The organism is Halobacillus naozhouensis, from assembly GCF_029714185.1.
GTDB lineage: Bacteria > Bacillota > Bacilli > Bacillales > Halobacillaceae > Halobacillus_A > Halobacillus_A naozhouensis.
On record NZ_CP121671.1, the window covers coordinates 3,256,429 to 3,281,153 of the forward strand.

At 41.2% G+C, this 24,725-nt stretch carries 19 protein-coding genes; all 19 read right to left on the minus strand.

The genetic code is table 11. The annotated features are described in order from the left end of the window. Positions 1 to 63: 63 nt before the first annotated feature. A complete protein-coding gene (locus P9989_RS16865) occupies positions 64 to 2,130 on the minus strand; it encodes a bifunctional aldolase/short-chain dehydrogenase (RefSeq protein WP_283076028.1) in 2,067 nt (688 codons plus the stop codon). A 162-nt stretch (positions 2,131 to 2,292) separates the two neighbouring features. Next, the gene (rhaA, locus tag P9989_RS16870) at positions 2,293 to 3,549 is read right to left on the minus strand and encodes an L-rhamnose isomerase (protein WP_283076029.1); all 1,257 of its coding nucleotides are present in this window, start codon (positions 3,547 to 3,549) and stop codon (positions 2,293 to 2,295) included. Next, complete coding sequence (gene rhaB / locus P9989_RS16875) at positions 3,540 to 4,970, minus strand: rhamnulokinase (protein WP_283076030.1); 1,431 nt, start codon at positions 4,968 to 4,970, stop codon at positions 3,540 to 3,542. The genes rhaA and rhaB overlap by 10 nt, the downstream gene beginning before the upstream one ends. Positions 4,971 to 5,061: 91 nt before the next feature. Beyond that, the gene (locus P9989_RS16880) at positions 5,062 to 6,387 is read right to left on the minus strand and encodes an MFS transporter (RefSeq protein ID WP_283076031.1); all 1,326 of its coding nucleotides are present in this window, start codon (positions 6,385 to 6,387) and stop codon (positions 5,062 to 5,064) included. 33 nt (positions 6,388 to 6,420) lie between these two features. Next, positions 6,421 to 6,735, minus strand: a complete 315-nt coding sequence (rhaM, locus tag P9989_RS16885; protein WP_283076032.1) for an L-rhamnose mutarotase — start codon at positions 6,733 to 6,735, stop codon at positions 6,421 to 6,423. A 272-nt stretch (positions 6,736 to 7,007) separates the two neighbouring features. After that, on the minus strand, positions 7,008 to 7,472 hold the full coding sequence (locus P9989_RS16890; protein WP_283076033.1) for a hypothetical protein: 465 nt from the start codon (positions 7,470 to 7,472) through the stop codon (positions 7,008 to 7,010). Positions 7,473 to 7,566: 94 nt separating this feature from the next. Further along, complete coding sequence (locus P9989_RS16895; protein WP_283076034.1) at positions 7,567 to 9,171, minus strand: aryl-sulfate sulfotransferase; 1,605 nt, start codon at positions 9,169 to 9,171, stop codon at positions 7,567 to 7,569. Positions 9,172 to 9,302: 131 nt separating this feature from the next. After that, positions 9,303 to 10,565: a PucR family transcriptional regulator gene (locus P9989_RS16900; protein ID WP_283076035.1), complete on the minus strand. Its 1,263-nt coding sequence runs from the start codon at positions 10,563 to 10,565 to the stop codon at positions 9,303 to 9,305. Between the two features lie 261 nt (positions 10,566 to 10,826). Continuing rightward, on the minus strand, positions 10,827 to 12,374 hold the full coding sequence (pruA, locus tag P9989_RS16905; RefSeq protein ID WP_283076036.1) for an L-glutamate gamma-semialdehyde dehydrogenase: 1,548 nt from the start codon (positions 12,372 to 12,374) through the stop codon (positions 10,827 to 10,829). A gap of 18 nt (positions 12,375 to 12,392) precedes the next feature. After that, positions 12,393 to 13,310, minus strand: a complete 918-nt coding sequence (locus tag P9989_RS16910) for a proline dehydrogenase (protein WP_283076037.1) — start codon at positions 13,308 to 13,310, stop codon at positions 12,393 to 12,395. A 414-nt stretch (positions 13,311 to 13,724) separates the two neighbouring features. Then, complete coding sequence (locus tag P9989_RS16915; protein ID WP_283076038.1) at positions 13,725 to 16,304, minus strand: ABC transporter permease; 2,580 nt, start codon at positions 16,302 to 16,304, stop codon at positions 13,725 to 13,727. Next, positions 16,301 to 16,984 carry an ABC transporter ATP-binding protein gene (locus P9989_RS16920; RefSeq protein ID WP_283076039.1) on the minus strand — a complete coding sequence of 228 codons (684 nt, stop codon included), beginning with the start codon at positions 16,982 to 16,984 and terminating at the stop codon, positions 16,301 to 16,303. The genes P9989_RS16915 and P9989_RS16920 overlap by 4 nt, the downstream gene beginning before the upstream one ends. 124 nt (positions 16,985 to 17,108) lie before the next feature. Continuing rightward, positions 17,109 to 18,113: a sensor histidine kinase gene (locus tag P9989_RS16925; RefSeq protein ID WP_283076040.1), complete on the minus strand. Its 1,005-nt coding sequence runs from the start codon at positions 18,111 to 18,113 to the stop codon at positions 17,109 to 17,111. A 1-nt stretch (position 18,114) separates the two neighbouring features. Continuing rightward, positions 18,115 to 18,804, minus strand: coding sequence for a response regulator transcription factor (locus tag P9989_RS16930; protein WP_283076041.1), 690 nt, complete (start codon positions 18,802 to 18,804; stop codon positions 18,115 to 18,117). Between the two features lie 253 nt (positions 18,805 to 19,057). Then, positions 19,058 to 20,368 (minus strand): GntP family permease, encoded by a 1,311-nt coding sequence (locus P9989_RS16935; protein WP_283076042.1) that lies wholly within the window; start codon positions 20,366 to 20,368, stop codon positions 19,058 to 19,060. A gap of 134 nt (positions 20,369 to 20,502) precedes the next feature. Continuing rightward, entirely contained in the window at positions 20,503 to 21,513 is a 1,011-nt protein-coding gene (locus tag P9989_RS16940) for a LacI family DNA-binding transcriptional regulator (protein WP_283076043.1), read from the minus strand. A 79-nt stretch (positions 21,514 to 21,592) separates the two neighbouring features. Continuing rightward, entirely contained in the window at positions 21,593 to 22,867 is a 1,275-nt protein-coding gene (gene hisD / locus P9989_RS16945; protein WP_283076044.1) for a histidinol dehydrogenase, read from the minus strand. 52 nt (positions 22,868 to 22,919) lie between these two features. After that, complete coding sequence (locus tag P9989_RS16950) at positions 22,920 to 23,681, minus strand: SDR family NAD(P)-dependent oxidoreductase (RefSeq protein WP_283076045.1); 762 nt, start codon at positions 23,679 to 23,681, stop codon at positions 22,920 to 22,922. A gap of 24 nt (positions 23,682 to 23,705) precedes the next feature. Next, positions 23,706 to 24,641: a 3-hydroxyacyl-CoA dehydrogenase family protein gene (locus tag P9989_RS16955; protein ID WP_283076046.1), complete on the minus strand. Its 936-nt coding sequence runs from the start codon at positions 24,639 to 24,641 to the stop codon at positions 23,706 to 23,708. Between the last annotated feature and the right edge of the window lie 84 nt (positions 24,642 to 24,725).

Consider the following 24,725-nt stretch of genomic DNA (forward strand, 5'->3'; position numbering starts at 1 on the left):
CAATAGTTTTATATTAAATGATAGACTTCCTGCCAAAACAAGAAATCTATCATTTATACTTCTTTATCTAGTAAACGCTGCTGCTACTCCCCCATCAACAGTTACCATACAGCCTGTTGTTTTGGCTGCTTTAGTAGAGGCTAGGAAAGCAATCGATTCAGCAATATCTTGTGGCAGGATATTTTCATTTAATAGAGTTCTTTTACGATAATGCTCTTCTAATTGATCCGCCTCAATGCCGTAAGATGATGCCCTTTCTTCCTTCCACTCAGAATCCCAAATTTTTGATCCGCGAATCACAGCATCAGGCAGTACTGAGTTTACACGAATACCATATTGGCCACCATCAGCAGCAATTGTTCTGGCAAGGTGTACTTCTGCTGCCTTTGCAGTACTGTAAGCTGCAGCATTTTTTCCTGCATAGATTGAATTTTTAGATCCAACAAATACCATACTACCACCAATAGCTTGATCCTTCATCAACTTAAATGCTTCTCTTGCGACAAGGAAGTAACCAGTCACTAATACATTCATATTTACATTCCATTTATCAATGGTGGTTTCTTCAAACGGGCTTGAACTTGCTAATCCAGCGTTATTCACAATAATATCTAAACCACCATATTTTAAGACAGCTGTTTGGAGAGCAGCACTGACTTCCTCTTCCTTAGTCACATCCATCTTGACTGCGAGGACTCGATTTTCATCGAAACGCTCATTCATTTCAGAAGCAAGCTGTTCTGCTCCTTCGTGATTAATATCAGCTACGACAACGTGCGCACCTTCCGTTAGCAGACGATAACAAGTTGCACTACCTATTCCACCAGCACCGCCCGTTACAAATGCTACATGACGTGAAAACTCTGCTTCCGGTGGAGCTAAGCTTAACTTGTAAAGTTCTAACGGCCAATATTCAATTGCAAACGACTCTGCTTCATTTAACGATACAAAGTTACCAAGGATAGTGGCACCTCTCATTACAGATACTGCCCTATGAAATAAAGATTGACTTACATTTGCCGCACTCCAACTTTTTCCTGTATTAATCATACCAATACCAGGAATTAATAAAACACGAGGAACTGCTTCAACCATTTGATCTCCTTCAGATTTGTTCCGGTTAAAGTAAGCAACGTACTCCTCCTTAAAGGCATTAATTCCTTCTTTAACACTTTCAATTAAACGGTCCACATCCTTGCTGGCTGGATCCCACTCCACATACAACGGTACTCTTTTTGTATGTACTAAGTGATCAGGACACGCTGCTCCAACTTGTGACAGCTCCTTAGCGTCTTTACTATTTACAAAAGAAAGTATATTTTCATGATCATCATTCGTAACGATCATCTTCTTCTCTTCGCTAACTTGACCTCTTATAACAGAAAGCACACGACTCAGTATTTCGTCTCTCTCCTCCTGAGTCAATGAGTTATATTTTCTCCCCCCAAAGAGTTGTTTTCCTTCTGCTTTAGTTTCTATATAATCCTCAGCTTCTTGAATGATGGAAATGGTTTTATGATAACTTTCTTTAGACGTTTCCCCCCAGGTAACAAGACCATGTTTCTCCATGATAACTAGTTCGGCATTTGGATTGTTTTGGACACCTTCAGCAATCATCTTTGATAGCTTGAATCCTGGACGTATGTATGGCACCCATACAAAACGATCACCATAAATCTCCTTTGCAATCTCTTGCCCATTGTCTGCACATGCAATACTGATAATTGCATCTGGATGGGTATGATCGACATGTTTGTAAGGTAGAAACGCATGCAGAAGTGTTTCTATAGAAGAACGTGGATGTTTAGCATCAATCATACAATGAGCTAAATAGTCAACCATTTCTTCGTCTGTCATATCATCTCTTTCCATTAACGGTTTAATGTGATCCATTCTTAACCCGGTAAAGTTCTTACTTTTCATTGTAGCTAAGTCTGAACCGCTTCCTTTTACCCACATTACCTCAATTTCATGACCCCGAAAGTCCGTTTCTGTGGATTTTGCAGAAGTATTTCCACCACCCCAATTGGCCACTGACCTGTCTTTCCCTAATAAATTTGATCGATATACTAACTCATCTAAACCATCTTCAAGGCTTGATTCACTATCGTTCCATCGATTTTGTACCAATTGAAATTCCTCCTGGTTTTGTTTGTTTTAAACAGCATATCATGTTTCTGTTTGTTTTTGAATTATTATTTTTATGTTTGTTTAATTCTTTGTTGAAGGGATCTAAAAGAAGCAAAACCAAATATCCTTTCTAAAAAATTAATCTAAGCGATTCGTATAAAACTATCCTCTCTTAGAAAGGACTGATTCTTCATAACTCTTAACTTCCTCCAACCACTCTTCCCCTACAGGTACCCCCATTTCATCACAATAATAATTCCATATTGCACCAAAAGGATAGGTTTTGAATTCTTCCATCAATGCTAATCTTTCTGTGAAATTGCCTTCTTCTTGCAGTTGTTTAAGATGTTCGTTAGGTGTTAGCAGTGCATATAACAAAGCTTTTATCATATTCCGAGTACCAATCGTCCACGCTGCAACTCGATTAATACTAGCATCAAAGAAATCCAGCCCGATCGACACTTTATCTAACGCATTATTTCGAACAAGCTCTAAACCGATTTCACGGAGTTCGTCATCTAAAATGACTACATGATCACTATCCCATCTCACCGGTCTAGATACGTGTAGAGCTAACTTATCACTGTATAGCAGCATGGCTGAAATTTTATTGGACACGACTTCAGAAGGGTGATAATGCCCAGTATCAAGCAAACACAACTTATTGTTTTTCAATGCATACCCCATGTAAAATTCGTGAGAACCCACAACATAAGCTTCGGATCCGATGCCGAATAATTTACTTTCAACTGCATCCAAGTTATATTCTTCATCTATTTCTACAGCATAGATCTCATCCAAGGACTCTTTTAATCTTTTCCGTGGAGTTAATCGATCACTTGGAATATCCTTATAACCATCAGGGATCCAAATGTTCGTCAAAGCCGGCGTGCCTAATTCCTTACCAAAGTAGGCTGCTATTTCCCGACTAGCTATACAATGTCTAATCCAAAAATCTCTAATGTTTTTATCGGGATGGGCCAGCGTTAAGCCATCATCTGCTTTTTTATGGGAAAATAGTGTTGGGTTAAAATCTAAGCCGAGTCCATTTTCCTTTGCCCAACGAACCCAGCTTTCAAAATGCTTAGGTTCTAGTTGATCTCTCTCTACTACCTCTCCCTCTGTTTCTGCATAAATCGCATGTAAGTTAACACGATGTTTGCCAGGAATAAGAGACAGAGCCTTTTCCAAATCATCCCTTAGTTCTTCTGGCGTAGTGGCTTTACCAGGGTAGTTTCCTGTAACATCAATACCTCCTGATAACTCTTGTTGATTTACTTCAAAGCCAGCAATATCATCTCCCTGCCAGCAATGAATCGATATCGGGATGCTTTTTAAACGTTGGAACACTTTTTCAACATCGATGCCCCATTTTTCATATTGTTTTTTCGCAGCCTGGAAATCTTCTTTTACTGCCATGTGAACCCCTCCAATTTATTTTGACTAGAATATCTCTTCATCTTAAAAGAATCCTTTATCATCTTCCTGGCCTCATTAAGTCCATCTATTTCACCTAAAGTTATTAGTTGTGAAGCAATATTACCAATCGAAGTCGCTTCAACTGGACCAGCTGCTACTTGCTTATTTGTCATATCAGCGATTAATTGGTTTAACAATTCGTTTTGCGCTCCCCCGCCAATGACATTTATAGTTTTGAATTCCCTTTCATAAATTTCCTCAATCTGATGGATTGCTTCCCGGTAACTAACAGCCAGACTATCAAACACACATTTAGCCACTTGTCCAGGTGTCTCCGGGACATCTTGCTCTGTCTGCTCACAGTATCTTTGAATTTCCTGGATCATATGATCGGGTTTTAAGAATCTATCTTCATCTACATTAATTTTCGAATCAAAACTAGTTTCTTGATTAGCTAATCGCGCTAATTCTGCAAAAGAATAGTGATCGTCATAGTTTCTTTTGACTTCCTGAATCATCCAGAGGCCCATAATATTTTTTAAGAAGCGAAAGCGATACTCAAATCCGCCTTCGTTTGTGAAGTTGTAATCCAAGGCTTTTGTAACACAAATCGGAAAGTGATTTTCTGCACCGATTAAGGACCACGTACCTGAGCTAATATAAATTGTATCTTCTAATTCAGGTACAGCTACAACAGCCGACCCCGTATCGTGTGTGGGTGGCAGCAATACTTTCATATCGAAACCAAATTCATCAATTAAGTCCTCCCTTAGGTTTCCTAAAACAGATTTAGGTGGCTGTATTTCTTGGAACATTTCCTTGTTCAAACCTAATTGATCTAATAGCTCTGTGTCCCAATTTTTTGTAAAAGCGTTAACCAGCTGTGTGGTCGTGGCATTCGTATATTCATTTACTTTTCTCCCCGTCAGTAAATAATTTAAATAGTCCGGAATCATGAGGAAGGATTTGGCTTTCCTAATTAATTCGGGCCTATTTTTTTGGAGATAGTACAATTGATAGATCGTGTTAAATTTTTGGAATTGTATCCCTGTTTCTAAATACAACCGTTCTTTACTTACAATCTTAATAACTTCTTCCATCATTCCATCTGTTCTAGGATCACGATAAGCCACGGCATCTGTAAGCAACGCATCATTTTCATCTAATAGCACAAAGTCTACTGCCCACGTATCGATGCCGATACTTTCAGGTTGAAATCCGTGTCTAAAACATTGATGGATGCCTTTTTTAATCTCAAGGAAAAGTACTTCGAGATCCCAGCAAAAATGATTGTTCTTTTTAATAATTTTATTATCAAAACGATGAATTTCTGTCAGCTTTAATTGGCCACCCTGGATATAACCTGCAATCAGTCTTCCACTGGATGCACCTATATCCACTGCCAAACTACATTTGTTCATAAAATCCCCCTTGAACATTTACTTTTTACCATCCCTTCTGCTTATAGGGAGAAGGAGTTTACTAGTAGCACTCCAAATTTAATTGCTTTCTTTACTTAGATTGCGAGATCTCTTCACTTTCCATATCAGATAGGTCTCCATAACGTTCTCTTTCAATTCGTTCTAAGGATTTCCCCTTTGTATTGGGTGCCATTGCTAAACCAATAACCATATGAATAATCAGGAATATAATCATGACTATTCCAGCCACTTTGAACCCTAGAGTCATCATTAACGAGGGCAGGACAAAGGACCATATGGCGATACCAGTTCTTACGAAGAAATACATTATCCCCTGCGCACTAGCACGATACCGCGTCGGAAATACTTCACTTGTCCATAATGCATAGAATGCCTGAGCTCCAATACCTGCAGCACATCCCCACAAGACCACAAACGCAATTAATGTAGGCCATGTCATCGGCATGAAGGTCAAGATCACCCAAGCTACGATCCCCATTCCGGCTCCTATCCCAAACAGTAGTTTCCTGCTGTATTTATCACCTAGTTTCATAAACACAAAGTAAGTTGTAAGGACTGTAAACATCCACAAAAACGCCTGTAGTAAGTTAGCCTGCAGTGTACTCAGGCCACCGACATTTTCATAAATGTAAGGCATGAAGTATCCCATAGCTCCAGCTGTTAAATTCCAAAATAAATAGATTCCAAATAGCAGGAATAAAGCTTGACGATTGGGTTTAAGTGTAAATAATTCTTTTAATGAGCTTTTTTGAATCTTACCTTGCGCAAGCTCTCTCTTCTCTTGTTCTTTTTGTTTTTCCCAAATTTTTGATTCATCCAATCCCCTTCTTATGTACCAAGCTACAAAGGCGATCACTAACAAATGAAGGAAGATAATCCTTGAACCAAGCAATCCGAGCGGCGCTACCAATACGGCTAAAGCAAATGTAATCATCGGACCAATTGACCAAGCCAGCTGGGCTGTTCCAACCCTTGCTGCACGTTTATTTTCAGGGGCTTCCTCTGCGATATATGTCCAAGAAACGGGTACTCCGACACCGACAGCGATTCCTGTAATAATTGTACCTATTAATAACATCGGGAAGTTAACGGATGCAGCAATCAAAGCAACACCAACCATATATACAAGTAGATCATAACTAAAAATAAATTTCCTGCCATATTTATCGGTTAAAGGACCGCCAATTATCGCACCGATCGCGGCACCTAGGGCATTTGCACTTAAGGCACTTAATAAACCGACTCCCATACTCTCAATGTTAAGATATGCTTGCCAAAGCGTTAAGCTGCTAGCAGCTGCTATAATGGAGCCTGCTTCAATGTAATTGGCCATCGCTACAGCAACAGTGGCTTTCCAGCCCGTCACATTTTTTGCAGCAAATCTTTTATTCGCCATCTTCTCTCCTCCTAATAACTGGTCTCCCTTTCCTTAATCCATATGAAATACTAGTTTAAGATCTTTAGAAACCGGACTATTATCTGAATGCGTTTCCATAACTGGTTCCATAAAGTCCCACCATTTTTGATTAATTTCGGTGAAAGCCAACTTGTTCCAGGTTTCCTCATTCTCTACCTCTACATATCCAAATAGTTTATCTGTCTCCTCGTCTAGAAAAATAGAATAATTGCTTACTCCATGCCGATGAAGTTCGTCAACCATTTCAGACCAAATTTCCTTATGGCGTTTTTCATATTCTTCGTGCTTGTCCGGATAAACAGCCATTACAAAAGCTTTTCGAATCATTCATATCATCCCCCTGATTGGTAACGGTTACATTTTTAATTAACTGAAAACTCCATTTGTATATAGAATAAGGTTATTAGATTTAAAAGTCAACATAAATAAAAATAAAACAAAGTAAAACAAATAATTAAAGGTTTGTTTGTTTGGATGCTTAATAGTTGAGTGATTCTATTTTTTTAAGCATATAAAGTGAAAGATTCACTAAGCAAGAAAAGGAGACTGTCCCACATGTTAGGACAGTCTCCTTTTAAATTAAGTATAGAAGCCCAGTATTACTTCTTATAATCCCACAAAACCTTCCACTCTTCTTTTACCTTCGCAACAAAAACATCCTGGTGCAGCGCAAAGTTCCCATATTCTCCTTTATACGTTTGGGTAACAGTAGTGGCGTACACCAAATCGATCGGTTCCGCTTCTTTTGTCATCGACCATCCTTCTATTTTTTCCATATCACTTAAAGAATACGTAAAAGTAGTGACGCCAAAATGATTCATAAATACATGAGCACGGTCCTGAATGTAGTGGCCTTTGGCAAACCTTTCTTTCATGAGCGGGTGAAAGAGTTGCCAGGATGAGGCAAATTCCCCTTTTTGCTCATGGTCGTAAAAGGTTTCAACTGCTTCCCTTGCCTGTTCACTCGGCGATTGCCGCAGTATAAATATCCCCAGCACCACAAGTCCGATGACCACTACTGCTGCTATGAGGAAGACTGGTAGTTTGCTTTTCTTCTGATGCACGGCTGCCTCCACCCCCGTGATGACCTTTATATCACTAAACTATGCAGAAACACGGAGCGTTTAGTACAAGGGCCGTGGAGATTAAAACTGCTTTCTACAGTTCAAAATTCACTTGTTCAGGATAAAGGGGCATTCGTTCCGACCGATAAATCTGGCGATGGCTTCCTTCTTCAAATCCAGTCACCTTCAACTCATATACAACTTCGGCTTGATCGTCCTCAGTTACCTCGACGATGATACTGCGCATGTTGTCATCTTCGCTGTACGTGTAACCCGCTGTAATCAGACGGTTTCCTGTTTCGCTTAAATAATTCGCATCACTGACGATGCGTGAGTAGAATGATTTTCCTCGTTGTTTACCGTAAGACCAGACTTCTTTTACCGTCATCTCTTCCGTGTTGATACGGTACTGAACGCCACGGCTGTACTCTTCACTTACGCTTTCGTCCCCTCTTGTAATCGCAATATTGTTATCAAACAGCAAAATATCCTTTGTCGCTTCATCATTATCCTGATCCAGCAAGGTCATGACGGCATGAGGACCACCTGGAAATTTGAAATCCTCACCAATCGGTTCGAGTAAATACTGTTCGTACTCCTCTGGCCATCCTTCATGGGCAGCTAAAATCCAGTCAATTTCCCCTTCAGGATAACTCATTTCCATAATGAGACTTTGATGGCGGCTCGAGACGAGAATGTCCTCTTCTGATTCATCGTACCAAATCGCATTTTGATGAAACCAATCGCCATCTTCTGCTGATGGACCATCATACTCCTCGTAAAAATCTTCCGGTAGAATGTTTCTCATGTTCAACTGGTCGACCAACTCCCCCGTTCCCCTGTCAATTTCAACCATTTCATCTTCAATATATTGTGAGGTATCATGTGCTGTCGCCAGTAAGTTTCCATTCGGGAGTTCCACTGCATCGTGATGAATAATTCCCCATCCCTCATAATTACTGACCTCGACGACATAGGAATTAGAAACTTGGCCCATCATGTTCATTTCTACTAACTGATTATATTTATCTGTTTTTCTCGTAAGAAAAAGAAAATTGTTGTTGTCCATCCTTTTTAAAATATGACTGTTGTACAAGGTGGAATACCAGCGCACATCGGCATTGGCATCTACAGCGTACGCATACATGCTGCTAGGGATAATGAACGTCAACCCATTTTCCATCTTTCCCTTCTCGACCTTAACCAATTCCGTGTTGAGAAAGTCTTCCGGCAGCGGCTCAGTGCTGATCGTTAATTCTTTCTTTGTAATGGTACCATCCTTGCTTTCTCCTTCGAGAATTACCGTATTTTTATAATCAGGATATAACCCGAGAACCGGGATTTCATGACTCGTTTCATACCCTGAAAATGTCTTCGTTATCGTTGAGGCCTGATCTTTTCCTTTTACCGTAACCGTTATTTTAAGCGGCTCGTCTGTTTCGAATTTAACGAGAGCCGTCAAAGGAGCTATTCCATAAGGATCAGGAATAACGTATGGGTCCTGTAAATTATAATTTCTTTGTTTGTATGTAGTTTGAATCACATCTTCGATCGAGGCTTGTTCTGTGATCAGCTCTGTGTCTGCTGATACCGTTCTCGTTCCTCCCGCTACTCGTTGTTCTTCACGCATGTTAAAAAAAATCAATGCGACCCCGACTACGACGGCCACACTGAAGACTCCAATTAACCACTTCTTCATAGTGTTGTTTCTCCCCTTAACTTCCAAAACTATTTACCTATCTAGAATAACATACTAGTCTTTGTTACCCAGAGGTTGTATTTTTTTCACAAAAAAAAGAAAACCCATGTTAAACATAGATTCTCTTTCATTTACAAAGCATCCCGATATCGCTGGTAATAAGCTTCCACATTATTAAGCAGCAACAACTCCGTATACAGGTAGGTCTTCATGTTAAAGTCGTGGAAATCAATCGCCGTCAATTCCTGAATTTGTTTGATCCGATAATTTAACGTGTTCGGATGAATGAACAATTCATTGGCGGTCTGTTTGCCTTTTCCATTATTAGCTAAATAAACTTCAAGCGTCCGCAACAAGTCCGTCTGTTTTTCTGTATCCTTCTGGATCAAGGTCAATAAATCATCACTGTAATAATCTTCTGAGCTATTTTTCTCATAAAGTGTAGCTAAATAACGGTAAATCCCCAGCTTGGTGAACTCGCGCGGCATCGATTCAGGACGTGGCGTGATGAAGTTGGCAATCTCAATCACTTCAAGTGCTTCAAGAAAACTTTTCCTCATTTGATACAGAGTCGTGTACTCTTTTCCAACCCCGATTAGGAAGTTGTAAAACTCTTCTTCCCCAGCCTCAGATTTGACCTCTTCAATCAATTCCCTGGCCATGTCCCGAGTAGACAACTTGTTCCCCGACTCGCCATGAAGGACAATAATCATTTGAAATTCCGTTTTCAAATAAATAATGCTCTTCTTATTGGAGGATTGGTGGACCGTTCTCTCCAAATAATCCAACATGTAATTATGCTGGGCAGCGGTTACCGAAAAAACCACTACCGAAAAGCGTTCCGGCAAGGTCAGCTTGGCAAGAGAAGCATCGTGACGGAACTGACTCTCGCTGCCATATTCATGGTGCAACAGTTTCCACAACAACTCTTCTCTTCGCCCTTCTTTGGCGTTGGCCTTTTCATACACGTCGTAAATCAATTTTCCAAGATGCGGGGTGACCTCTTCCAGTAAAGTCAACTCCTCATTGGTCAAAAGATGATCTGATTCCTGTACCCAAATGTACCCCATCGTATGACCAATATGCTTGGCAGCCGTAACGACCCGCTGGTGAAATCCCAGTTCTTCAATCGGATGGACACGAATCGGATCTGGACTCTGTTCCAGCCGCTGAACAATCCCTTCCTTTTTAAGGCGATCGATAACGAAGATCGGGCATTTTTTGGAAAGAATAGTCTTCTGCAAGGATTGGTCGAACTCATCCATGGATGAACTGTAGGAAATCAATTCAAAATTCTTATTCTCTATGATCACGGGCTTACGCAATGTCGAACTGATCAGCTCAGTGGCTTTATGAATATCCTCTACTTGGAGGATCAATTCTTTTACTTCCATATAAACCCTAACCTTTCCAATTAGTCTATTATGACTATTGATCTCACCTAATTACACACTATTATAGCGAGTTACATTGGAAAGAGAAAGGGAAACATCTGTTTACCTGCTTCGATCACCCCTTCTATTGGAGCTCAGTTCCTCTTTATCAGTCGTTCACTCCCACTTTATCGGCCCTGAACTCCCTTTTATCAGCACTCACAAGAATGCGCACCAAAAAAAGCTCCCCCGCCATCGGGAGAGCTTTTTACAACTAGGTTCTTAGAATTTTTCTGAAATCGTCTTCGCTTGCATATGAAGCGCCAAGTAATCTGGACCGCCGGCTTTAGAATCTGTACCGGACATTTTGAATCCGCCAAATGGCTGATATCCGACAATCGCGCCTGTGCAGTTACGGTTGAAATACAAGTTACCAACGTGGAAATCGTATTTCGCTTTTTCAAGATGATCGCGGTTATCAGAAATAACTGCGCCTGTTAGGCCGTACTCGGTATTGTTGGCAATTTCAATGGCTTCGTCAAAATCTTTCGCTTTCGTGAAGCAAACGACTGGACCAAAGATTTCTTCCTGCTGCATGCGGGAGTCTGGTGCCAAGTCAGCAAAGATCGTTGGCTCAATGAAGTACCCTTTAGAGTCATCACCTTTTCCGCCAGTTACTAAGCGGCCTTCTTCTTTACCGATTTCGATATAGCTCATCACTTTGTCATACGCGCCTTGGTCGACGACAGGTCCCATGTAAACATTGTCTTCGGAAGCGTTGCCGACTGTCAGTTCTTTAGCACGCTTCGCCACCATATCAAGCAGCTCATCGTACACATCTTCATGAACGACTGCGCGTGAGCCTGAAGAACATTTTTGTCCGGAGAATCCGAAAGCAGATACGATAATCGCTTCTGCAGCTGTCTCAAGGTTAGCATTGCTATCTACAACAACCGTGTCTTTACCGCCCATTTCAGCAATCACTTGTTTTAAGTGGTTTTGACCTTCTTGAATTTCAGCGGCACGTTTGAGGATGCGTGTACCAACGTCACGTGAACCAGTGAAGGAAATAAGGGCCGTTTTCGGATGATCAACAAGGTAGTCGCCCACTTCGCCGCCGCTTCCTGGTACATAGTTCAAGACACCTTTAGGAAGACCGGCTTCTTCAAGAACCTCCACAAATTTCGCTGCAATAACCGGGCTGTTACTAGCCGGTTTCAGCACAACTGTGCTTCCTGTAACAAGCGGTGCAACCGCTGTACCCGCCATGATCGCAAAGGCCAGGTTCCAAGGTGGAATGACAACTGCTACACCTGTAGAAGTGTAAATGTAGCGGTTTTGTTCCCCTGGACGGCTTTCAACTGGCTTGCCGTCTTTTAATTCAAGCATTTGACGACCGTAGTATTCTAGGAAGTCAATGGCTTCAGCTGTATCTGCATCAGCTTCTTTCCAAGGTTTACCTACTTCATAAACAAGATAGGCAGAGAATTCGTGCTTACGGCGTCTAATGATGCTCGCTGCACGGAATAGTAGTTCAGCACGAGCACGCTCACTCCATTTTCTCCAATCTTCGAATGCTGTTGCAGCTGATTGCACGGCTTTTTCAGCAATCTCTGAATTGGCTTTAGATACCGTGCCCACCACTTGCTTCGTGTTCGCAGGGTTCGTAGAAACGATTTGTTCATCAGTACGGATTCTTTCTCCGTTTACAAGCAAATCATGCTTCTTCCCTAGTTCATCTTTTACCATCTTTAACGCCTCTTCAAAGGCTTTTTTGTTTTCCTCAATTGAAAAATCTGTGAATGGTTCATGTTTATAAGGTGTGACCATGTCAAATTCTCCTCTCCATTATTTACTAAATATTCCTTTAATCGCAAATGCGATATTTGCAGGTCTTTCAGCTAAACGCCTCATAAAGTATCCATACCAATCATCACCATAAGGCATATACACTCTGACCGTATAACCTTCCTTCAACAGATCATACTGCGTTTGGTTTCTCATTCCATACAACATTTGAAACTCAAAATGATCCTTTGAAATGCCATGCTCTTTCACTAATTCTTTAGTAAACTTAATGATCGCATCATCATGGCTGGCGATAGCTGTGTAATGGCCATTTAAAAGATTCTTCTTAATGAGTCGTTTTAAATTGGCATCAACCTCCGGCTTATCTACAAAAGCCACTTTGCCCGATTCCTTATAAGCTCCTTTAACAAGCCTTAAATAAGGGTCGTATGCATGCAGCTCCTCAACATCCTCATGGGAACGATGAAGATAGGCCTGAATGACTGTTCCCAAGTTGCGATATTTCTCTTTCAATGCTTTATAAATCTCTATAGTTGCCCCACATCGAGTGGAATCCTCCATATCAATCGTCACTGTGATATCATGACGCTCGGCCTCCTGCAGAATTCGCTCCATGTTTTCCATGACGATCTCCTTGCTAATATCAAGACCAAGTGACGTCAACTTCAGCGATACTTCTGAATTCAACTGATGATGAGCAATCGCCTGGATTGTTTCGATACATTCTTGAGAGCGCTTTCTCGATTCGGCCTCGGATTCGACAAATTCCCCAAGGTGGTCAACCGTGACTTGCAATCCATCATGGTTCAGCTGCTTAATCAATGGAATTGCCTGGGAGAACGTTTCTCCCCCTACAATCTTGTCAGCCCCAAATCTCGTTCCAAACCGCTTTGCTAAACGATCTAATACTTTGTTATTGGAAAGGTATAAGAAAAAATTCTTACTAATGGCTTCCAAGATCACCACACTCCTTCATCTGTGTCTATTTATGGACACCATGTGGATTCAAATCGATGAGATTCATAGAATTTCATCTGTTAAGAAAATTATAACGATTGTGACTTGCTTTAGACAACGTGCAGAAACCACAATCTTTCCACTATGGTTTTATGGTTATAACACAATTGATTTCTCTCCCTGTTTATCCACTGTGGATTTCACCTAAACATAAAAGCTTCCAGGAAGCGAAAATACTCGACTGTTTCTGACATAAATATTCCTTATTCTACAGCGTAAGCCATTGGCATGAAAAGGTTTAAGTAGGTATAGAGCGCTTCACAGTACAGGTGTCCCATTGGGTAAAATTGCCACTGTTTCACACAAAAAAAGGGTCACCAGCCAAGAGGTGGTGACCCATCTTTCTTTCGTGAATTAAATATTTTCCTGTTTCAATGCATCAATAATATTTTGCTTCTTAATCTTAGTACTTGAATAAAACATCGCCGAACTAACGATAATAAAAATTGCTATCGTAACATACAACATGCTCATCCAAGGTAAAGCAAACCCATATACAAAGGTGTTTCTGATGGATAAATAGATTGCAGCCATCACCGCGATACTAATAGGAAGTCCATAAAGGAGAGCCTTTAATCCATAGAAAAAACTTTCGTAATTAATCATTTTGTTAAAGCCTCTCGGGGTCATACCGACTGACTTCAACATGGCGAATTCCCGTTTTCTAAGCGAGATACTTGTAGAAATCGTATTAAAAATGTTCGCGATCGATATCGCGGAAATCAACCCGATAAACCCATACGTAAAGACAGACATAAGCAATAGCACTTGTTGGTCCTGCTGCCTGTTTTGGTAGACATTGTACACTTGCATATCAGAAGGTTTGGCTTCATCGAGCGCTTCCTGGGTTTTCATAGGATCCGAACTGTTCATGTACAAATACGTCTGGACTTCCCTTCCACCCTGCTTTTGGATGAGCTGATCAAACGTGTCCTTAGAAACAATAACACTTACCCCTCCTAATCCAGGGGAATCGACACCCATTGGTGCTTTTTTTGTTAAAGTACCTATTTCAACCGTATTTAAGAATTGCTTTTCTTGTGTTTCGTAATCCATGGTATATAATTCGATCGTTTCACCTGCTTCAGTGTTGACCGACTCTCCCTCGATAAGTTTCCCCGTATCAGGATCGCGGTAGCTCATCTGATTCAGTACGATAGCTGAAGGCTGCTTCGAGTCAAGTAGTTTTTCCACATCTGCGCCTACCCGTTCAGCATAATCGCGAAAGCTATCCTCATCGAGCCCGTAGATCGGAACATAATAAGAATACTTTCCGTTCTTAAGAGCATCTTGGCCCTGATTTTCTTTCACCCTGTCAACAGCAGCTGACTTCTCTATCCATGTATATAAGTGGGATTGTTTAACAATACTGGATTCTGTCACATTCGTCAGGTTCGTGAATGGTCTGTAGTCCTCTGCCCCATAGTTGGCATTGCCCATTACTTGGATGTCATAATTAATATCACTTTGAGAAAGCTCCAATGATTTTTTTAGATTTTCCGTGAAAAAGGAGACGGTTAAGAACAGAACAATGCTGATGATAAGCGAAATGACTGTCGCCTGGTACCTCTTTTTATTCCTTTTCAAATTTTTCAATCCAATTTCCGCTTCCATCCCGAAAATCTTCCGGACCAGCTTAGATGTTTTCACTTTCTTTTTCGATAACTTGATATCCTGCGTCTGCCGAATGGCATCAATGGCTGAAACCTTTGATGCTTTACGTGCTGGCAGGTAGGTGGAAATGAAGATCGTCACCATTGAAATCACGCAGGCAGCTATAATAGATAGCGGTGTGACCACTACTTGAAGCTGTTCGGTAATTCCGAGTGCCCCTTCAATAAAATGATTAATGGAGTAGAAGGTCACAGCCATCCCAGCCAACCCCGCAAGGATACCAATGGGGATACTAATACCTCCAATAACGACACCCTCAAAAAAGACTGAGTTTCTCTTTTGCTTTTTCGTGGCTCCCACGCTCGAAAGCATTCCCAGATGTCTCGCCCGTTCCGATACACTAATGGCAAAAGCGTTATAGATTAAAGTGACAGATCCAATGACAATAACGGCTATAATAATGGCTGCCAAAGAATACATCGTTCGATTTAAGCTGTTATTATCGGAGACTCCGTAAAGTCGAAGCAGAGAATCGTTAAAACTGACACTTTCGATCTGAAGTTGCTCGGCCAATTTCTCAGCATGTTCAAAAAGGGAACGCGTGACCTCATTCAACACAACAATGGCATTTCCGGTATTTTGTTGTGACAAAAGAGTTTGATTAACATAGGTTATCGCTGTATAACCTGGAGACCATGCAGGTTCCCATGTAGGCCGTTCGATGATACCTACAATGTTGTACGTTCTTGTCATTTCTATTTGCAGTGATTCGATGGAACCGCTCCGGTCCGTTTGCAGCGGATCCATTTGCGTTAAGGGGCCCTTTTTCCCGTCTGCATAACGTTTCCCAAGATCAAGTTTTAGGCGATCACCAATTTCATATCCTATGCCATCCTTGCCTGCCACTTCTTCCGAGATGACGATTTCATTTTCGTTCTCTGGAAGATGTCCCTCGCTCAATTCGATTGGGAACTGATTGAAGCCTTGTTCATTATAGGCTTTGACAAATAAATAAGGCTTGCTTTCACTTTCTGAATCAGGAAGAGCGGCATAGCCAAGGTTGTTTTCTAAGACCACGGTGTCGGTTGCTTCATCTTTTTTAATCGCTTCGATCTGCCCTGGATTTACATTCTCGTATTGAACATGCCATTCCCCATCTGTTGCAATCGATTGCCTTTTCATTAAATCTAAAAAAGAAACAGCCAGAGTGACCACGGCCGTAACCATGGCCACGGAGATGATGACCCCAAAGATCGTCACCAGCGTTCTTCTTTTGTTTTCTTTCAAATGTCTTACGGTCAACTTATTGACAATGTTCACGGCCTGATCACCTCGTCTTTGGCAATCTTGCCATCCTCAATGGAAATGACCCGGTCAGCTTGCAGAGCAATGCGTTCATCATGGGTGATCACAATAAGCGTTTGGTTATAGGTTTTATTAAACATCTTGAGCAGCTCCATGATTTCGCTGCTATTCTTACTATCCAGGTTACCCGTCGGCTCATCCGCAAGCATCATAGCCGGATTGCTGATCAAGGCTCGACCGATTGACACTCGCTGCTGTTGACCACCTGAAAGCTGATTCGGCAGGTGACTTAACCGATTATCAAGTCCTAATAAGCTGACAATATCCTGAAACTGTTTCTGATCCACCTTGTGATCATCCAACAGCACTGGAAGAGTAATGTTTTCTTCAACTGACAAAATCGGGATAAGGTTATAAAATTGATAAATTAAGCCAATTTGCCGCCTCCTGAAAATAGCTAGCTGTGTTTCATCCAACTGATAGATGTCTGTGTTATCGACGGAAACCTTGCCGCTCGTCGGCCGGTCAACACCACCTAACAAATGAAGCAACGTCGATTTCCCCGACCCCGACGGACCGACAATGACGACAAACTCGCCCTTTTCCACTGAAAAAGACACATCATCAAGTGCCTTAACCGCCGTTTCTCCTTTTCCGTACACTTTAGACAGATTTTCTATTTGTAAAATTCCCATTTTGTGAAACCTCCATGAATTTGATGTTAGGTTCAGTATATCTGCCTAAAATGACTTTAAAGTGACTCCTAAAGTGACAATTTAGTCACCTGCGTTTATCGGGACCAGATGTAAGCAGACCGCTTCAGATCACGCGCTTATAAAATTTGATCGCAAACTGTGTTCCTTCTTCATGGTTACTCGACACCTCAATATCGCCATTTTGACTGGTAACGATACTATAAGCCATGGCTAATCCAATACCAACGCTATCATCTTCCGCGTTCTTGCCTTTGTAAAAACGTTTAAAGATATAGGGAAGATCTTCTTTTGGGATTCCTTTACCAGTATCCTTTATGGTTAGCTCAGTAAAAAGGGTATTCTCTGAAAATGAAATATGAATCACTCCTCCCTCTTCAGTATGCTCCACACAATTTTTCAAAATGTTGAGAACCGCTTCAGCCGTCCAGTTAAAGTCCCCGAGGAAGGTCACCGTCTCCTCCCCTGTAACCGTGAGCTGCTGCTCTTTAATATCGATAGGAATTAGTACAGGTTCGACAGCTTTCTGTACCATATCGGTAACGTAAACTTTCTCCTTCTTAAATGATGCCGTGCCAGCATCTATTTTCGATAGTTTTAATAAGGAAGTGACGAGCCACTCAATCCTTTCTAATTGAACACGGATATTCTGCGTAAATTCCCCCCTCTTTGATTCGTCCAAGTCAGGATCACTTACTAAATCTGCCATCACCATCATCGAGGTAAGCGGTGTTTTTAACTGATGAGAAATATCCGAAATAGCATCCGTTAACGTTATCTTGTCGCTTTCCAGAAGAGACCTATGTTCAGAGAGCATTAACGTAACCTTATACATGTCATTTTTTAATATACTAAGCTCTCCTTCATGGTTATCACGAATATCTAAAGAATAATCGCCACTGCTGATCTGCCTTAAATAGGCGGACAGTTTTTCGATTTCCTTATAACGCCAGGTTGTAAAAAGCAAGCTGCAACTGATGAGCAGCACCGCAGTGACGATGACAAACAGGGCTGCTTGAACAGATAAAGCAGCTGCGGTTGCCCCAGCAACAATTAAACTGATCGTACATAGCGTTAGCAGCAAAAGTTGGATCTCTCTATTGCGGAACATGCTAATCACCAACCTTATATCCACGTCCACGAACGGTTTTAATAATCCTCGGTTTTTGAGGGTTATCTTCAAGTTTTTCCCGCAGTCGCTTTATGTAGACCGTCAACGTATTATCGTTCACAAAATCCCCCGCTACATCCCAAATCCGTTCAAGTAACTGGCTTCTCGTTAAAACCTGGCCAATATGATTAGCAAAAATGAGTAACAATCGATACTCCAGAGCCGTCACTAACACCTCTTCACCATTTTTATAAACCTTGCCTTCTAATGTGTTAATCCCAATATTCTTGATTTCAATCGTATTCTTCGGCTGTGATTGTACTTGCCTGTTATAACGGCGCAAAACCGACTTAATCCTGGAAAGCAACTCACGAATACGGAATGGCTTGGTGATGTAATCATCCGCCCCCATATCAAGACCCATAACCACATTGACCTCGTCATCAAATGCCGTCAGGAAAATCACAGGTTTGTCGCTCCGCTTTTTGACAAACGCACACAGATCATAGCCGCTCCCATCAGGCAGGGAGAGGTCGAATAAACAAAGGTCTATATCCTCCAGCTTTTCGTTTATTACCTGTTTGGCCGCCTCGTAATGATGACAAAGAATAGTCTCATAGCCGTCGTTTTGCAAAGAATATTCTAAACCAGAAGCGATGGTTTTATCATCTTCAACCAATAGTATTTTCATCGATTACATCCTAACATTGGTTTATTTTCTACTCTCAAGTGTGCCTCTATCATATTTTATACAAGTTCTCCGGTCAAAATAAGGTGAAAGCTAAATGAATCATATGGCTATCATAAACGGCTAGAAGCAAATGACAGTAGACTCAAGCACCTCTCGAAATTTCTACTAAACAAACAATTAAAAAAGTCTAAGGTTTAAGTTTGGTAAACTTAAACCTTAGACTTTTCTACACCATCACTTTTCTTCTCTAACCCTACATAACACTAAATAATGTAACAGCCAATATTACTCCTAATAATGGTACAATTACAGTCAGCGCACCAAACGCAGGGTAAGCATCCTTATGCGTCTCTCCAGCGATCGCCCGAATTGTCGTTACAACGTAACCACCGTGAGGCAGCGAATCAAGTGCACCTGAAGAAATAGCAGCAACCCTGTGCAGCTCTTCTGGATCCACACCTATATCTAAATAGTGGGGGGCCAGTAATGGCAGCGCAATCGCCTGTCCACCTGAGGCCGAACCAGTCATACCCGCAATGACACAAATAGCAATAGCGCTTCCGATTAATGGACTTCCCGGGATACTCGTCATGGCTTCTACCGTCTGATTAAAAGCAGGTGTGGCTTTAGCGACACCACCAAATCCGACTACTGCGGAGGTATTCGCAATAGCAATTAATGCTCCCATCGTCCCCTCAGAAACTGCCTTCCAAATATCCTTAAAGTAATTAAAGCTAATGACAATTGTGGCAATACACCCACCTAATAATGCCACAATCAATGCGGATTTACCTAATGTGTCGTGAAAAATGAAAGAAAAGGCTAGGACAACAAACAATGGAATGATACTTAAAATGGGGTTAGGCAAGTTCTCTCTCGTGAGCTCAGGGTCATCTGCTCTTACATCGAAGCTCTCTCCTTTATTAACTGCCTTTTTGATCATACGGGTTAACCACCAATACCCTATAATCATCATAAATACTGCCACGACTAAACTAACTTCCCATGCAGCATATGGGGAGGTTCCTAAAAATTCAATAGGAATCCAGTTTTGAATTTCCGGTGAACCTGCAGAGGTCATTGTAAAGGTCGTTGAACCAAAAGCAAGCGCCGCCGGAATAAACCGCCTTGGCAAGTCAGCTTCTTTAAATAAGCTCAATGCCATAGGGTAAACTGAAAAGGCCACTACAAATAAACTAACACCACCATAAGTTAAAACAGCACAGGCAATAACAATCGCTAATGCTGCATGTTTAACCCCGATTTTGTCAATAATCCATCTAGAAACACTATCTGCTGCTCCACTGTCTTCCATTAACTTCCCGAATATTGCCCCCAACAGGAACATGAGATACCACGAGGCAACAAATCCAGCAAATCCATCCATGTAATTAGTTACAAAGTTGGCTTCACCTTCACTTGCTAATTGTGGAAAAATGGGCAAGCCGCTAAAGATCGCGACAATGAACGCTGAAAATGGAGCCGCAATGAGCAAGTTCATTCCTTTCATAGTTAAAACAATCAGGAGTAAGAGTCCCCCAATGAGTCCAATCATACTTAACATATGGTTTCCCCCTCTTTTCAGGCTTTTGTATGGTTAACCTTAACGAAGCCTATCGTTATAACAATTCATTAGTTCTTTTTTGAAAAGGCTTACAATAAAAGAGGCAAAATTTCCATTGTTTATTAAATCGATTTCTAGTGTATGGTTCTATCTTTTACAGATTCCCTTGTCACCAAGTACCCATCCAATTCAATGATTTCAGGTGTATCTTTCTCACCATTTAAATCCTCCATCAGTAGGCGGATCGTATTCTCAACCATTTCCTCCACGGGCTGTTTCCACGTAGTAAGTGAGTAGGGAGACCAATTAGATACTTGTACATCATCAAAGCCTATAACAGAAATATCTTCTGGCACGTGCTTTCCAGCAGACTTAATGGCATCGATGGCCCCAAAAGCAGATATATCGTTCCCACAGAAAATACTGTCTATATTCTCATGATCTCTTAAGAGATTAGTAGCTGCCTTAAAGCCACCTTCATAGGTATAATTCCCATCCTCAATGACTAATTTAGAGATCCCGCCTTTTGCCAAGGCTTCCTGATAACCTCGTTGACGATCGATGGTTGTAGACGTGTTAAATGGACCAGAAATAAAAGCCGGATACTGGTGGCCTTTTTCTATAAGATATTTACCGATTTCCTTACCTGCTTCATAGTTTTTACATGATACAGCACTACATTTTGAATCTGGAATATATCGATTAAATAAAACAATGGGAATATCATTTCGCACAAACCGTTCCACAGCAGAAGATGTTAATATCGCATCTGTTATGATTACGGCTTCTGCGTTGTATTCTATTAACCTGCTGATTTCATCTTCCTCAATCTGGTGATTCATTGAATTGATAAAGATCAGTTGATAACCTATCTTGGTTAATTTTGAATAAAATTTCTCCAATACTTCTGGGTAGAAGGGATTTTTAATATCACGCATAACAATGCCAATAATATGGCTCTTATTTGTGATAAGCCCTCTAGCAATCGCATTGGGTTGATACCCTAGTTTATTGGCAGCCTCAATAATTGCCTTTCTTTTCTCTTCCGTAACACTCGAACTTTTACTAAACGCCCGGGAGACACTCGACTGGGATACTCCAGCCAGTCGAGCAACATCCGTAGCGGTGACTTTTCGCTTATCCATTACTTAAAACCTCCTGCCTTCTAGACAGAAAATAATAGCAATCATCTATCACCTTTTCAATCCTTAACCAGAGATTATTCTACTTTTTATAGCGTCTCACACGAAGTGAAGCTTGTTCCTTATGCCCCATAAATCCTTCAAGCTCACAGAGGCGTTCAGCATATTCTCCAATTTTCACGCTGGCTTCCGGAGTAGCTTTCTGGTAGGTAACGGTTTTAATGTATTTACCGACCCATAAGCCACCTGTGTAGTTCGCCGCTTTTTGGGTTGGTAACGTATGGTTTGTTCCAATTACTTTGTCCCCATAAGCCACGTTTGTTTCAGGTCCAAGGAAAAGCGCTCCGTAGTTCGTCATATTTTTCAGGAAGTAATCTGGATCTTCTGTTAAAATCTCAACGTGTTCATAAGCTAGCTTGTCAGCTTCAACCACAGCTTCCTCCAGGCTGTCCACTAAGATAATGGTTCCGTTGTCTTCCCAGGAAACCTTTGCCACATCAGCTGTAGGAAGAATTTTTAATTGACGTTCAATCTCACTTATTGTGTCTTCCACGATCTTCTCAGAGGTTGTGATTAAAGCTCCAGGAGAAGTTGGGCCATGTTCACCCTGGCCAAGAAGATCTGTTGCAATCATTTCCCCGTCAGCTGTTTCGTCAGCAATCACCAATGTTTCCGTTGGACCCGCTAATAAGTCAATTCCAACCTTTCCAAACAATTGACGTTTTGCTTCAGCTACGAACGCGTTACCAGGTCCGACAATCATATCAACAGGATCAATCGTTTCCGTTCCTACGGCCATGGCGGTCATCGCTTGCACTCCGCCTAAAATGTGAATCTCATCAGCACCCGCTAAATACATCGCCGTCACAGTCGCTGCTGGAATCTCACCATTGATTGGCGGTGTACATGCGATCACTCTCTTAACACCTGCCACTTTAGCCGTTAAGATACTCATGTGGGAGGAAGCAACCATCGGATAGCGGCCTCCAGGAATGTAGCAACCGACACTGTTTACAGGGATATTTTTATGACCCAGGGTAACACCAGGGATGGTTTCTACCTCAATATCTTTCATAGACTCCCTCTGTTTTTGGGCAAAAAACCGAATTTGTTCTTGCGCAAACTTAATATCCTCTTTAACTGACTCATCCACTGAATCAACCACTTCTTTAATTTGTTCATCCGTTAAACGGAAGGTTTCAGGAGACCACTTGTCGAATTTTATAGACAATTCACGGACAGCCTTGTCACCATTTGCTTCAATGTCTTTGATAATCCCACTTACTGCCTCTTGTACCTTCGTACTTGTTTCTTGTAGCTCCTGTTCACTTTTCCCTTTTTTTAAGAACTTTGCCATATTAATTCACTCCTCATCACTTTTGAATACGTATGCAAAACAAATTAAAAAATTAAATGGCTGTCCAGCCACCATCTACTTTAATAGTATCTCCTGTAATAAATTTACTTACATTTGAAGAAAGGTACAATACTGCACCAGCTACATCCTTAGGATCAGCTAGCTTCCCTAATGGAATTCTACTGTAGACGTCCTTTTCAAAAGCTTTATCTTCAAACATTTTTTCTGTAAGCTCTGTCTCTATAAACGTTGGGGCGACCGCGTTTACGTTCACATGATGTTCAGCCCATTCAACTGCGAGTGCTTTCGTTAGCTGAACCATCCCGCCTTTACTTGAACAGTAAGAGGCACGATTCCAATAGCCTACAAACGCCATTTGTGAAGCAATATTAATGATCTTTCCCTCTCCATTAGGAACCATGTATTCTGCAGCTTTTTGGCTGCAAAAAAAAGATGCTTTCAAGTTAATATCGAGCACTTGATCCCAATTCTCCTCTGTTATTTCGAGGGCAGGCTTCGTAATGTTGACCCCAGCGTTATTCACTAACACATCTAGTGAGCCCATCCTACTTACAGCTTGATCGATCATTTGACGGATTTCATCCACATTCGTTAAATCGGCTGAAATATAGGAACAATCTGGATTGTGCTGCTTCAATTCATTCACCGTTTGCAAAAGATCTGTTTCATTCCTCCCGACAATCAATACCTTTGAGCCATGTTCAGCGAAAGCTAGGGCAATACTTTTTCCAATACCCTTACTTCCTCCTGTCACCACAACTGACTTATTTTCAAGGTCTGGAAAATATTTCACTTAAAATAACTTCTCCTTTCGGGATTAACCATTATCTAAATCCTGCTTCAAGAAATGAATAAGTTCTTTCTCTCTTTCCCCATTGATTTTTTCAAAAAAAGATGAACCCCATTGATAAAAACCTTTTCCAGATTTCGTGCCTAGACTGCCTTCCTCTACTAAATGACTTATCGTTGGTAGAGAAGAATCTGCTTTACTCAGATCATTAAACAAGTAGTTTGAAATGGCAGAGAAGACGTCAAGCCCTCCCATATCAGCCGTCATAAATGGACCTGTCTTAGGCAACCTTCTTCCAATGCTATAAGTGACTGCAGCATCAATATCTTCTGTCGAGGCAATTCCCTCTTCCAATAAATGTTGCGCCTCGCGAAAAAGCGCGTATTGTAGGCGATTACCTACAAAACCTGGAACATCTTTATTCACTTTGATTGGCTTTTTATTCATTTGAACCATTAGTTTCATAGAACGACCTATGGTACTTTCATTGGTTTTTTCACCGGGGACGACCTCCACGAGCGGTATGAGGTGAGCAGGATTCCAAAAGTGTGTAGCAATGAATCGCTCTGGATTAAACATGTCAGAAGCAATGTCTGTCGGACTAAGTCCCGACGTATTGCTCGCAAGAACGACCTGAGGATTACACAGATTGTCGACCTCGTTGAATAATTCCTTTTTTAACTCGATATTCTCTGGAATGGCTTCAATAACAAAGGTTGCATCCTCCACCACTTGCTTAATAGACGTGGTAGTAATTATTCGATTCCTCAAATTCTCCAACTCATCACTATCGAACATATTATGTCTTAAAAGGGCATCTGCTTTAGCCATCATGCTTCTCCAGGCCTGACTTAACACAGCGTCATTCAGCCCATGCAGCTTTACGTCAAAACCAGTCCAAGCTGCGTTTAAAGCAATGGAGTGCCCCATTGTTCCACAACCGATCACCGCAATTCTTTCCATTTCCACCCTCCTTTGAATACGTATGCAAAGTATATGTTAAGTGATGATTTGGATTTTGTAAACGCTTTATACACAATTTTTTTA